Here is a 12,731-nt window from a genome sequence, read left to right on the forward strand (position 1 = left end):
ACCACCGCATGGGACACGACCTAGCCGCTCGCCGCTCGCCGCCGAACAAGCGCGTCCGGAGACGTGCCCGTTCCGGCGGGTGACCAAGGTGAGATCCCGAACACGGGCCGGAATCGGGACGGCGGTCGCGGGCGGCCTCCAGGACGGATCGGCGCGAGGATCCGAAAGGCCAGGTAAAAGGCGCGGGTCCGGGCCGTTCGGCTGATGCGCCCAGGATTACGTTAAGATTTCGCTCCGATCGTCGTGTCGCGATGGCGGGTGCCGCCAAGGATGATCCAGCGGGAGCGGCAACCATGCCCGGCAGAGAACCGACGCCACGAGATCCGCTCGACACGCTCCAAGCTTGGCGGAAGGCAGGGATGTGGGCCGCGCTGGTTGCGGCCTGCTTGATCCTCGCCGCCGCCGACCGAGGCGTCCCGGAGGCGGGGATGGCGGCGCTCTTCATCCCGCTCATTACCTTCGCGGGCTGGCGGCTCGGTCCGCGCGAGGCCTGCAGCGTTGCGCTCGCCGCGGCGCTGCTGAACGTGTCCACGCCGCACGCCGGCGACGCGGGGCTACCACCGGTCCTTGCGATCCTCCGGGGCATCCTGCGCCTGGGCACGAACGCGTTCGTCGTCTGGGCTGTCTGCACCCTGCGCTCGGCATACGACCGCGAGCGGACCGCGGCCCGGCACGACGGACTGACGGGTGCGCTGAACAGGGCGGCCTTCGAGGAGCATGCGCGGTCGATTCTGGAGGCCGAGCCGTGCGATCAACGCGTCACCGTACTGGCGCTCGCTGACATCGACGACTTCAAGGTCGTCAACGACACGGGCGGGCATGCCGCGGGCGACGCGGTGCTGAGGGCGTTCGCTGAAATCGCCGCAGCGTCTCTCGACGGCCGAGAACGGCTTGGGCGGCTGGGTGGCGACGAGTTCGTGCTGCTGCTGGAAGCCGATACGGCGGAGGCCGCGCGGTCCAGGATCGAGGCCGTGCACCGGCGATTAACGGATGACCTGTGGTCCGCGCCCGTTCCTGCGACCGCCAGCATCGGTGCGCTGGTCCTGCAACCGGAACGTCGTCACGACTGGGTCTCTGCGCTGAAGGCAGCCGACCATGTCATGTACGCGGTGAAGGCGTCGGGCAAGAACGCATTGCGGGTCGAGATCTCCGGCATGGTTGCCGCCTCCCCGGATATGTCGCGCCTACCGGCTCGGGCCTTCGCGGTCGCTTGATCGTCGGGTCCGAGCGAACGTGTCGCCCGGCGGCTTTGGGCTGGCATAAAGGTAGGCTGTAACACCATCCATCCGCACGCCGGCCTGCGCATGCTCTTGTCCAAGAGTTGCTCAGCCGAAGTGCATCGCTCCACCCCACCGTCAGACCGGTCAAACAAGGTGCATCCCGGTCACGTGCTGTGTTCGTCGTGAGCCAGCACGGCGGAGCTTGAGCGCATTCCGGATCAGACTGGAGTCGTTCTAACCCGTTTTACTCACGAGGGCAGTGGACCTCGGGTGGCGAGCGTAGCGTAAGGCATTGATAGGGCTTAGGGGTTGGGTGCTGACGCCAAGTCCTCAAACCAGATCGAGCCCGCCACGCCCGCCATGTCCGACCCTACGGTGCTCCCGTTCCCGTTTCGATCCGTAGCCAATTTTCGAAGGTCGTTCGGGCGGGTGTCTCGCGGCCCCAGCTATGGCCCTCGCTAGCCAAGGTCTCACGAACGGACGGGACCGGTTCGGAGGGGCCGACGGCCTGCTGCCGATGGGCCTGCTGCCGATGTCACGGACAGCCGGCATGCACCACCGGCTCGCGTTCCCAGTACCGCAGCTTGCCACACCGCAGAACGAACGCCGTGATGTCGCTGGGACTTTTCAACTCGATGCAACCGTCATCCAGCTCGGTGACACCCGCCTTCTCGAAGAGCGGCTGTGCGGTCTCTACCCAAGCGATGAACTTGGCGTGCGCGAAGGCATCGCTGACGAAATCTCGCGCTGTGGCCTCCTGCGCCAGCAGCGTTCCGCCCGCACCGGAGGGTAGAAGTGCCACGGCATCGTACAGAACCGAAGGACCGCCGTTGATCTTCTGCTGCGTTGCAACGGTACTACCGTCGCTCGCCGTTACACCGCCGACGGTCGGCGCGACGAGTTCCAGCATTGCGCCCTCCGCCGCGAGAGCCTTCTGCAAGGTCTTCAACAGTTCGGCATCGACCCCGTCCGTGACCAGAGCTCCCACCTTGCGTCCCTTGAGGTGCGTCGGTCCGTTCTGAACGATGCTCAGGGCCGGCGAGGCCGGAAGGTCCTTTCGAACCGGACGCGCCGGTTCCGCCGCAGATGGCAGCGTCTTCAGCCCAAGACCGTCGGCAACCTTCCTGGCCAGTTCCTCGTCGACATTCAGTAGATGTGAGATCATCCTCGCACGGATGGCGGGTGTCTCGACCTTGCTTAGTTCGAACACGAATGCATCCTTGATGTGGGTCTGCTCCGGCAGCGTCTGACTTACGTAGAACTGCCGCGCCTGGCTGTAATGGTCGGCAAACAGCTCGGCCCGGATGCGCAGTTTGTGGCCACTCTCCTCAACCGGAGCGCTGCGGAAGCCGCGATCCGGGGCCTCCCGGGGCCCGCCCGCCGTCCCGCCCCAGGAATTCGGCTCGTAATTTGCCCGGCCCTTCGGTTGTGCAGGGCCATGTGACCATCCTGCTGGAACGTATGGAACGGGCACTTGGGCGCATTGATCGGGATGTGCGTGAAGTTCGGGCCACCCAGCCGCTTCACCTGCGTGTCAAGATAAGAAAAGTTACGCCCCTGTAGGAGCGGGTCGTTGGTGAAATCGATGCCGGGCACGATGTTCTGCGTGCAGAACGCCACCTGCTCGGTCTCGGCGAAGAAGTTGTCCACGTTTCGATCGAGGACGAGCCGTCCGACGCGCTGGATCGGTACGAGCTCTTCCGGAATGAGCTTCGTGGCATCGAGGACATCGAAGGCGAACGACTTGGCGAAATCCTCGTCGAAGAGCTGAAGGCCGAGCTCCCATTCGGGAAAATCACCGGCCTCAATCGCATTCCACAGATCACGGCGGTGATAGTCGAAATCTGCTCCATTTACTTTCACGGCCTCATTCCAGACCACCGACTGTAGGCCGAGTTTCGGTTTCCAGTGGAACTTGACGAACGTGGATTTTCCCGTCCCGTTCACCAGCTGGAAGGTATGGACCCCGAATCCTTCCATTAAGCGGAAGGAGCGCGGGATCGTCCGGTCGGACATGATCCAGAGAGCCATATGCATGGCCTCCGGGCTCAAGGAGATGAAATCCCAAAAGTTATCATGCGCCGTCTGTGCCTGCGGAAAGCCGCGGTCCGGCTCCTGCTTGGCGGCATGCACCATGTCGGGGAACTTGATCGCGTCCTGGATGAAGAAGACCGGGATGTTGTTGCCGACGAGATCCCAATTGCCTTCCTTGGTGTAAAACTTGACGGCAAAGCCGCGCACGTCACGCGCAAGGTCGGAGGATCCCTTGTTGCCGGCGACCGTGGAGAAGCGCACGAAGACCGGTGTGCGCTCGCCGACACGCTGGAAGAGATCGGCACGCGTGATCTCAGACAGCGTCTCGGTGGTCTCGAAGTAGCCGTGTGCGCCAAAGCCCCGAGCGTGCACGACGCGCTCCGGAATGCGCTCGTGGTCGAAATGGAAGAGCTTTTCGCGAAAGTGAAAATCCTGCAGCAGGGTTGGGCCGCGGGCGCCGACCTTCAGGGAGTTCTGATCGTCGGCGACGGGGACGCCCTGCTGCGTGGTCAGGAACGGAACGTCACCACCGGCGACTTGATGAGTCTCACCACCTGGGCCGCGCAGGATCTTCGCGTCACCAATGTGAGCGGGTACGAGCTTGTGGGCGTTTGGATCGGCAGCCATTTGGATCTCCCGTTTGGGGCAGAGCAATGCAGGGGCATCGGCAAAGGGGGCAGGCGTTTCCTGATCGCGCCAGCGGTCCTACGGCTGGCGCTGCGGCGTTCGGCCGGCCTGTGACGCTGCGCTTGTCGCAATACCTTCGGGCTGAGATTGCGCACCGGCCGCGGAAAGGACGGGCGTGGGACGGCGAGCCCAGCTCCCCGGCAGCATGCGGCCGAGCACGTCGTCTCTCCAGACGTAGCGGTGAATCAGCGCCGCTGCGGCGTGCAAGCCCGCCAGCGCCAAGATCATCCAGCCGATGGTCCCGTGCAGTTCCTGCACCTGGTGGGACAGGGCTCGGTTTCCGGGATCGTAAGCGGGGACACTGTACAAGTTGAAGAGGCTGTCGCCGCGCACCCACACGAGAAACATGCCCACGAGCACCATCATCACGAGCAGGGCATAGAGTCCCCAGTGCGTGCCCTTTGCGAGCAGGTTCAGGGCGCCGGTATCCGCCGGCGGCAAGCGACGCCCGCGTGTGGCGCGCCAAGCGAGCCTCATCAGGAACAGCACGGCCAGGAGCAATCCTCCGGTGATGTGCACCGAGCGCGCGTCGACGCGGGGAGAACCAGCCGGGAACAGGTCGATGACCTGAGCCCCGATCCACTGAGCCACGACCAACACAGCCGTCGCCCAGTGGAACGCGATGGTGACGGCATCGTAGCGGTCCGCACGAGGGTTCACAGGTTGCATGGCGAAACCTCACGCGTTGCCGATGAGGATGCCGGTGGCGAGCACCAGGGTTCCTCCCAGCATGACCTTGGCCGCAGCCGCGAAGGGCGGCGTCTCCATGAACCGCCACTGCACCCAGGCGATGGCCAACAGCTCGATGACCACGACGACGCCTGCGGCGATGGTGGCCATCACGAAATCGTTGATGAGGTAGGGCAGCGTGTGACCGATGCCGCCAGCGATCGTCATCAGGCCGCACACCAAACCTCGTAGCAGCGGAGTGCCCCGACCGGACAGCTTGCCGTCGTCGGCCAGCGCCTCGGCAAACCCCATACTGATGCCCGCCCCTAGCGAAGCCGCTAAGCCGACCAAGAAGGCGTTCCAGGGATCACGCGTAGCGAAGGCCGCCGCAAAGACCGGCGCGAGCGTCGAGACCGAGCCATCCATTAGACCGACAAGGCCGGGCTGGATCACCTGCAGAACGAAGCGGCGTTGCGCGCTCTCATCCTCGGACGCCCGGCCTTCGCCGGGCAGGCGCTTTTGCTGGATCTCCTCGGCCGCTCGCTCGTGCTGGAGCTCATCGGCGGCCAAGTCACCGAGCAGTTTGCGTATGCCGGCATCCGAGGCGCGGGCTGCCGCCTGCTGATAGAAGCGCGCGGCGTCGTGCTCCATTTGCTGCACGTGGCGGCGCACGGCCTCGATACCTTGAGCGCGGACCTGCCAGACAGGCTTGCGCTGCACCCAGCCCCGCACGTCCTGGCGTCGCACGAGCGGGATGTGCGCGTCGAAGCGGGACTGGAACAGGTCGATCAGCTTGCGGCGATGCTCGTTCTCCTTATCGGCCATGTCGCTGAACATCTGGGCACTGTCGGGGTAATCGCTTCGCAGTTCATGGGCGAAGTCGGCGTAGATGCGGCCGTCCTCCTCCTCGCTGGCGATCGCCAGGGCGAGCAACTCGCGCTCGGTCAGGTCGATGAAGGCACGCATGGATGGGGCCGTCCTAGCTTAGGCGTTCGGTGACGAACGGCAGCCCGGTCCTGGCTTGCAGGACCGGGCTGCCTGTTTGTCAGCGCTGGTTCGGGCTGCCCGCCGGGGCATGGGACGGAAGTTCGACGGGCTTGTTGTTGTTGAGATCCCAGCCGGTATTCGGGTCCGTGCCCGTGCGCTGGAGCTGGGCCCGCATCTGCCACTGGTACTTGGCGACCCCGTGCTCAACCTCCTGCAACAGGTTCGAGGTGGTGGGATCGACCTTCTCGGTGGCCTTGATGGCGGTATTCACCTCCTCGCCGACCCGCTTGTAGGCGTTGGTAAACCACACCAGGATCTGGGCATCGTCGAGGAAGCCGCCGGGGATCTCCGGCACACCGGAGGTCTTCACGATGGTGTTGGGCCGCCCGTCCGCCGAGGCGCCGACAGCCAGGAGCCGCTCCGCGATAGTGTCGGCGTATTTCGACAGGCCCTCGTAGTGCTCCTGCAGCAGGAGGTGCAGGGGGTAGTATAGGGTACCGGAGGCGTTCCAGTGCGCCTGCTTGGTCTGAAGCTGGAGCTGCTGCAGCTCGGTCAGGGTCTGCTGCAGGGCAGCCACGTCCTTCTTGCGTCCCTCTTCGCCGGCCCCGAGATCGATCCAGGGCTGCTGGCTGATCTCGTTCGTCGGGAAGGGCCCGATCGGTTGCTGGCCGGTCACCTGCGTCTGCGACGATTGACGGATGTCGCCGATCTGACCGCCTGCCCCCTGCTGTCGCTCGGTTGGCGACTTCTGGCCGCCCGGTTCGGTCTGGCTCGCCTGTGCAAGCTCGATACGCGAGAACACCGTCATGGCGTTCTGCGCCGACGAGGGAGCCGAGCGTACCCCGGTGCGAGGGCCGCCAGCACCCGTGCTCACGCCGGAGTCCGATGTCGCTCCGGACAGTGCAAGGGCCGGCGTGCAGAGGGCGGATCCGGCAAGCAGAACGACCGGGAGCAGGCGGAAAAATTGCATGAAAGGACTCGCGGCTGATGGCGGAGGCTTGTGCTCTGCTCACGCACCAGGGCAGCAGCAACACAGGCCGAAAACCGGCGCTAGATCAGAGCCGTTCCAGACTAAACCAGAGTTTAGCTGAGCTGACCTAGACGGACATATCGGCGGCGGTCGGCAGATCACCCCGATCGATCGTCGCCGGGCAGAGAATTTCGAAACCGCAGCCACCTCCGGGCGCGTCGGTGATGACGGCCTGGAACCCGTGCAACTCGACGATAGCGGCTACGAGCCCAAGGCCGAGGCCGTTGCCGACGGTGTGACGTGCGGGCTCGGCGCGATAGAACCGCCGAAAGACCTGATCACGTTCCGCCGGAGGAGTGCCGGGCCCCGTATCCTCGACGGCCAGGATGCAGATCGCGCCTCGCCGCGACACCTCAAGGCGTACCAAACTGCACGCCGGTGTGAACTTGACAGCGTTGTCAATGAGGTTGGTCACGGCTTCGAACAGGAGGTCGCGGTCGCCGGTGAGGAGCGGAAACGGATGAGTGACCTCAAGGCAGATCCGGATGCTCTTGTCCTCCGCGATCGGCTCATAAAGCTCGGCGGCCTCCGCCAGGACTTGCGCCACGTCGACTCGCGAAAATGCGGCACAGCGATGTTTGTGCTGAATCCCGCCGATGCGCAGGACGGCGGTGATGATCGACAGGGTCTGATCGAGCTAGACGAGGCTCTGGTCGATCACCTCCTCAAGCTCCGCCGGGGAGTGCGCGCCCGTTCGGCTGCGTTCCAGTCGCGCGCGTAGACGCGTCAGGGGCGTTCGGAGATCGTGCGCGATCGCATCGCCGCCTATCCCGAAGCCGACCTGATCCGCCATCTTGCCACTGCGCTCGCCCCGGCACCGGCCGGAACGACGGGGCTGCGACGCCCCGACGAGCCCGCTCCCCTTCCTCCAGCGCCGACCGAACAATCCCGATCCACACGCGTCAGAACAGACGCGGGATCCCGCGCGCCATCAGCCCAAAACACAACGTACGCCGATGCCCGTTGAATAAGTCGGGCTAATAGTGATGCGCCGCAGGCGTCTGGCCATCTGCGTGCGTCATCCGCCCCCTGGGACGGATTGGTATCAGCGATGTGAAAAGCGGCTTGCAATCAGGGCGAGCGCAATTTTCAGACAGTAAATTTTTGCGAAAGTTGCGCTTCGAAGTCGGAGATCTTGCGGAGTTGCGCAAGTTTTGGGCAATAGTTGAAAGACCAGCGTTGATCGGTGCGCGCGACCTGGTTTCCTCGCAAGCCATCGATGAAGGTGTTGAAGCGCTCTCGTTCGATTGCCATCAGGCGCAGGGTTGTAGAGCGCGTGAAATCTGCCGGAATGGCGCGCGCCTTCATCGCAGCCACGCCTTCTTGGACTGCCCGAGGATTGTCATCCACGATCAAGGTCGTGTCCGGGTGAAAGAACGTATCGCGTCCGCCTTTGCTGCGGGTTGAAACGACAGGCAATCCGGCCAAAAGATACTCGATGCTCGCGTACATGGCGCCCTCCAGCTTTGAGAGACATAAGCCGACGTGAGCCGACGCCATTGCTTCATTCACTTGGACGTGATCCATGAACACGACATTGTCGGCCTCGATTTCGTTGATGATTACGTGGCCGCGGGGCAGCCCGTGGACGAATTTATGGAGCTGTGCCTTCTTCAGATGTGGAGACCAGCGACCGAACAGTTTTGTCACATAGGCGCAGCTTGGCACCAGCCGCGCCAATTCATGCCGCTTTATCGGGACGAGCTGCGCATTATAGATTGCATCGTACGTCCGCGGTCGGTCGACGATCGGGTGGAACATGGTCTCGTCCACGAACATGTTCTGCGGCGCGAGGTATACGTCGACGCCGAACCTGCGCAGCAATTCTTCTTCCCCCGGCGTGTTCGCCATGACGATCAGGCGCGCTCGGCGATGGGCTTTGCGAAAACGTCTGTAGTGTTGAGCGACTGATAAGGCGAAGGTCGGTCGCTCCAGGCTGTGGGTGACCGCATGAAGGAAAACGAATGGCGTCTCGGGAAAGCGCGCGGCGAGGTAGCTTGCAGCCCCGAATGGCCTCGGTTGCGGTTGGGCGCAGAAGATTGGGGGATCGAGAGACAAGAACAGGCCCGCGACTTGTAGGTCCCTGGACCATGTGCGCGGTTCTCGAACGAAGCAATCGACCAGGCCGACTGCTTCTGACAGGACCGGTGTTCCGAAAAGATATGGATTGCGGAGGGCGTGCCAACTAAGCATGCGCGGAAATTCGATCCAAATATCCGAGCAGAGCCAAGACCGCACCAGTCGGCGGCTGACGCTCGCACAAGCTTGAAAAGGACGGGCGAAAGGCAGTCGTGCCTACGTAGGCGCACGTGAGATCGATGCTACTAAAAAATTGTTCACGCTTTATCTGTCGCAGGTCTGGCGTCATCGCGAAGCCCAATCTGTTGTTGCTTCGGACCGTGCCGCCTTGAAGCAAGCGTTGATGTGCTAACCGTCTCGACATATCGGCGCAGCGATAAACAACACTTCGCTCGTCGTGTCCGCTCCATGCTCAGTCAATAGTCTTGCCCTTCACGTCGTGGGCAATTCGAACGTTTCAGATCCACCATACGATGCGCGCTTACTCAAAGCTGACCAGGCGTGAGCTAGCGTTGGCTGACGCCAACGAGGAGGAGGACGGTCGAGGCTACGATGACTTCGCTCGCGACCTGCAAAACGAACAGCTCGACGGTGCCCGCATGTTCGGCGACATGGCTGAGGAGGAGACTGAATACTGCCAGCGGCTCATCGATCTGTTGTCGAGCGCTTTGACCCGCACACTCCGTTGGCGCAGCGGCAGGAGCCGCGCCAACACCATCACGCAACATCGTCAGGCTTGTCCTTCGGCGCGGATTGGGCCGAGGTTGAGGCACATGACCCTGGTCGTGCGGACGGGTTCGGTGAGATAGCCGGCGACCTTTAGCGGACGCTCGACGGCCACTCGGTGCCGGTGGCCTCAATTAAGGAGGCGCCGTTCGAGTCCAATCGGCTCGACGGCCAGTCCGTGGCAGAGATCGCCCGGCTTCGCTCGGCGTGAACCGCGCCCGTGAGACTTCCCGATGACAGCGGCAACCGTGGCTTGAATGGTATGCTCCGAACCGAATTCGGATTTCGGGAATGCTGCGCCGATGCGCCTGATAAATGACACCGGGGCGGAACACGCCCCCTTGGACGACGCCTGGATCGGCAACCTGATCCGGCATTGGCGCGAGGACCCCGGCGCCTCCTACCGAACCTGGTTCCTGTGGGAGGAGCGCATCAAGAACTTCCGCTCGATCCGGCGCGGCCTCCAGGCGGTCATCGACGAGATCCGCGCCGACGCGTTCGGCAACGCCTATCGCGGTTCGTCGCTGGAGACGGTCGTCCACTCCATCGCGGAGCAGCGCCAGGTCTTCAAGGGCGCCGACCACGCCTTCCTCTGGAAGCCGAAGCTGCGCATCCCCGACATCTACGAGGACCGCGCCAACCAAGTCGCCTTCGGCCGGTTCCTCGACGCCTGCCTGTGCTGCAGCGCCGAGGACGGGGTGCTGTCCGCCATCCACGCCCTCGACCGGCAACGCATCAAGGGGCTGGGCCCGGCCGCGGCGAACCTGCTGTACTTCCTGCACCCCACCCTCGTGACCCCGTTCAACACCGCCATCGTGAAGGGCTACAACGCCGTCGCCGGCGCCAACGTGAAGCTCGGCAAGTGGGACGAGTACCTCGCGATGCGCCGAGGCATCGTCGCCCTCAACGCCGCCCATCGCGGCCTGCTCTCCAACGATTACGGCGCCATCGCGGGCTTCCTGTTCGACGTCGGGTCCGGGCGATACCCGCTGCCGGAGCGCGACGGGGCCGCCGCGCTCGCCCGCTGGCGCGAGGACCTCGACCGCGTGCGGTCGGAGGCCGCCGCCACGGCCTCCAAGGCGGCGCTGGCCGCGCGCGAGGCGGACCACACCCACACCGAGGTCCAGGGCTGGCTGCGCGACCTCGGCCTCGCCCTCGGCTTCGACGTCTGGATCGCGTCGAACGACGGCAACCGCCCCTACGGCTCGGGCCGCCTGTCCGACGGCTGCCTCGACCGCCTGCCCGGGCGCGTGACGGCGAACGGCTCGGCCGAGACGGTCCGGCTCATCGACGTGATCTGGCTGGACAAGGTGGGCGGCGACGTGGCGGCCGCCTTCGAGGTCGAGCACACGACGAGCATCTACTCGGGCATCGTGCGGATGCTCGACCTGGCGCTCGGGGTCGAGGGCGGGGCGGCGCGCAACTTCTTCCTGGTGGCGCCCGACAACCGCGAGGATGACGTGCGCGCCCAGTTCGCCCGGCCCGCCTTCTCGCGGGTGGCCGAGCTCGACCTGCGCTACCTGCCCTACAGCGAGCTGCGCGGACACAGGGAGACGATCGCCCGTTTCGGGAGCGGCCTGAAGGGCGTGCTCGCCATCGCTAAGCCCGTCGGGCGTCCGCGCTGACCGGCGCGACGAAGCCGGCCGGAGGGATTCGGTCGTCGTTCCAGCGGCTGGCCGAGAGCGTCCGGAGGTCGCGCAACCGCATCGGCCACCATCGCGCCGTCCTCGACGAGGGACCGACCAACCACCACGCCGACGCCCTGGACCCGACCCGCTCGTGCCGTCCGACCATCGCGCGATGGGCGAGCACCGTGTCACGGGTGGCCGCCGTCGTCGTCGGGCGTCCGGCCGCGGGCGCGGGCTCCCAGAGCCCCGGACCGCTCGCGCTGATCCCGACGGTTGTTGAAGGCGTTCGCGGCGCGGCCAATGCACCGCCGACGGCCAGGATGCCGGTGGACCCGCGACAACGAACCCTGCCCGTGCGGCCGAGCCCCGCAGCGTAGTCTCCGGGCGGGCGTCGGATAAGTCGGCTGCCGCGCCGCGGGCGTCATCCGGCCCTCGCCGCCGGGGCCCCGGCCGGGCTCTCACCGTCCCAGGGAGCCTCGCCCACGAGGGCGGCGAAGCGGCCGTCCGGGAGTTCCTCGAACGGCCTCCGCTCCGCTATGCGCTGGCGCAGCTTCCACCGGAGCAGCCGGGGCGTGATCCTCTGGAAGCGCCCCGTCGCCGCGACCAACCCAGGGTCCAGGCCGCCGAGGATCTCGTCCGCCGTCTGCGCCCCGCCCCTGGCGAGCAGGGCGTGGACCTCCCGCATGAACAAGCGCCAGAACGGCCGCTTCCCCAACGCCGCGACCGCCTCGGCGAGTGGCGGCTCGGGCATCGCCGCGACGTCCGGCTCGGGCTCGGGCTCGGTCAGCCCGAACCGGTGACCGACGAGGGTCAGCCCGTTGCCGTCCTCCACCAAGCGCAGGAGGTGATAGCGCAGCCACGCCTCGGTGAGCGGGAAACCCGCCCGCTCGCCCTCCTCCTTGAGCCGGGTCGGGAGCGCCCTCAGGAGCGGGTGGACCGCCATGGGACCGCGTTGGCGCACCGCCCCTTCGACCGCGTCCCGCACCTGCCCCCAGAAGTCGTTCGCCTCCCGCGCCAGCTTCAGCCCGTGCGCGGTATCGACGAACCCGGCGCCGGCGCGACCCTGCGGGAGAGAGCCCACCTCACCCGCGGCGGAAACGGGCGGCGCGGCCCCGCCGGCCGGGGTGCCGGCGGCCCGCACCCGGTCCAGCTCGGCCTGCAACGCCGCGACCCGCTCCTCCAGGAGGTCGACCCGGTCCAGCGCCTCGTCGAGCAGATCCCTCGCCGCTGCCCGGCGGTCCTCCGCGCCGACGAAGTCCGCCAGACCTGCCCGGGCCGCCTCGACCCGAGCCATCTCAAGCAACTCCCGCCCGATCACCGCGAGCCGCCTCTCGAACGCCTCCGGCAGGTCCGCCCGCTCGATGGCCGGCCGGTAGTCCTCCCTGTCCTTCCACGTCCTGAGCTCGCGGGCGATGTCGCCGAACGACCCGCCGCCGAGTTCCCTCCGGACCGTGCGGACCGAGACCCGCTCCTTGGTGCCGCCGGGCGGTGCCGGCCTGGCCCGTATCCGATCCGCGGCCTTCCAGACCCCGTTCTCCGTCACCATGCCCGCCATCCCAAGCCGTTGCCGGCATCATCGCCGCGAGCGGTGAAGAAACGGTCGCGGCCCGCGTGCACGCTCGGTGCGGGCGCGGGCGCGAGCCGGTTCCGAGGGCGACCGGAGAGATAACC

9 protein-coding genes and 1 pseudogene are annotated in these 12,731 nt (G+C 65.9%); 3 read left to right on the forward strand and 7 right to left on the reverse strand.

What is annotated here, in order from left to right:
- Window positions 1-359 precede the first annotated feature (359 nt).
- Window positions 360-1,214: a GGDEF domain-containing protein gene (locus MFF22_RS02325; RefSeq protein WP_238247506.1), complete on the forward strand. Its 855-nt coding sequence runs from the start codon at window positions 360-362 to the stop codon at window positions 1,212-1,214.
- A 541-nt stretch (window positions 1,215-1,755) separates the two neighbouring features.
- Here MFF22_RS02325 and MFF22_RS02330 read toward each other — a convergent pair.
- The 6 genes and pseudogenes from MFF22_RS02330 to MFF22_RS02355 form a co-directional block, all read right to left on the reverse strand.
- Window positions 1,756-3,881 (reverse strand): annotated as a pseudogene (locus tag MFF22_RS02330) (catalase).
- Window positions 3,882-3,959: 78 nt separating this feature from the next.
- Window positions 3,960-4,610, reverse strand: a complete 651-nt coding sequence (locus MFF22_RS02335; protein WP_209649743.1) for a cytochrome b — start codon at window positions 4,608-4,610, stop codon at window positions 3,960-3,962.
- A gap of 9 nt (window positions 4,611-4,619) precedes the next feature.
- The gene (mbfA, locus tag MFF22_RS02340) at window positions 4,620-5,576 is read right to left on the reverse strand and encodes an iron exporter MbfA (RefSeq protein ID WP_122160826.1); all 957 of its coding nucleotides are present in this window, start codon (window positions 5,574-5,576) and stop codon (window positions 4,620-4,622) included.
- A 79-nt stretch (window positions 5,577-5,655) separates the two neighbouring features.
- Window positions 5,656-6,567, reverse strand: a complete 912-nt coding sequence (locus MFF22_RS02345; RefSeq protein ID WP_122160827.1) for a Dps family protein — start codon at window positions 6,565-6,567, stop codon at window positions 5,656-5,658.
- Window positions 6,568-6,694: 127 nt separating this feature from the next.
- Window positions 6,695-7,174, reverse strand: coding sequence for a sensor histidine kinase (locus MFF22_RS02350; protein WP_163006050.1), 480 nt, complete (start codon window positions 7,172-7,174; stop codon window positions 6,695-6,697).
- 542 nt (window positions 7,175-7,716) lie between these two features.
- Window positions 7,717-8,685: a glycosyltransferase gene (locus MFF22_RS02355; RefSeq protein ID WP_163006051.1), complete on the reverse strand. Its 969-nt coding sequence runs from the start codon at window positions 8,683-8,685 to the stop codon at window positions 7,717-7,719.
- A gap of 533 nt (window positions 8,686-9,218) precedes the next feature.
- Here MFF22_RS02355 and MFF22_RS02360 point away from each other — a divergent pair.
- Together MFF22_RS02360 and MFF22_RS02365 are read left to right on the forward strand one after the other, a co-directional pair.
- On the forward strand, window positions 9,219-9,515 hold the full coding sequence (locus tag MFF22_RS02360) for a ferritin family protein (protein ID WP_163006052.1): 297 nt from the start codon (window positions 9,219-9,221) through the stop codon (window positions 9,513-9,515).
- Between the two features lie 219 nt (window positions 9,516-9,734).
- Window positions 9,735-11,057: a type II restriction enzyme NmeDI-related protein gene (locus tag MFF22_RS02365; RefSeq protein ID WP_122160831.1), complete on the forward strand. Its 1,323-nt coding sequence runs from the start codon at window positions 9,735-9,737 to the stop codon at window positions 11,055-11,057.
- A gap of 424 nt (window positions 11,058-11,481) precedes the next feature.
- On the opposite strand, the gene MFF22_RS02370 is transcribed toward MFF22_RS02365, so the two are convergent.
- Entirely contained in the window at window positions 11,482-12,606 is a 1,125-nt protein-coding gene (locus MFF22_RS02370) for a DNA-binding protein (RefSeq protein WP_122162804.1), read from the reverse strand.
- Between the last annotated feature and the right edge of the window lie 125 nt (window positions 12,607-12,731).

Origin of the sequence: Methylobacterium persicinum (assembly GCF_022179525.1) — a bacterium.
GTDB lineage: Bacteria > Pseudomonadota > Alphaproteobacteria > Rhizobiales > Beijerinckiaceae > Methylobacterium > Methylobacterium persicinum.

Coding starts and splice junctions, on each gene's coding strand:
- MFF22_RS02335 (WP_209649743.1), bottom strand. CDS start 4,610: ATGCAACCTGTGAACCCTCGTGCGGACCGCTACGATGCCGTCACCATC.
- mbfA (WP_122160826.1), bottom strand. CDS start 5,576: ATGCGTGCCTTCATCGACCTGACCGAGCGCGAGTTGCTCGCCCTGGCG.
- MFF22_RS02345 (WP_122160827.1), bottom strand. CDS start 6,567: ATGCAATTTTTCCGCCTGCTCCCGGTCGTTCTGCTTGCCGGATCCGCC.
- MFF22_RS02370 (WP_122162804.1), bottom strand. CDS start 12,606: ATGGTGACGGAGAACGGGGTCTGGAAGGCCGCGGATCGGATACGGGCC.
- MFF22_RS02325 (WP_238247506.1), top strand. CDS start 360: ATGTGGGCCGCGCTGGTTGCGGCCTGCTTGATCCTCGCCGCCGCCGAC.
- MFF22_RS02365 (WP_122160831.1), top strand. CDS start 9,735: ATGCGCCTGATAAATGACACCGGGGCGGAACACGCCCCCTTGGACGAC.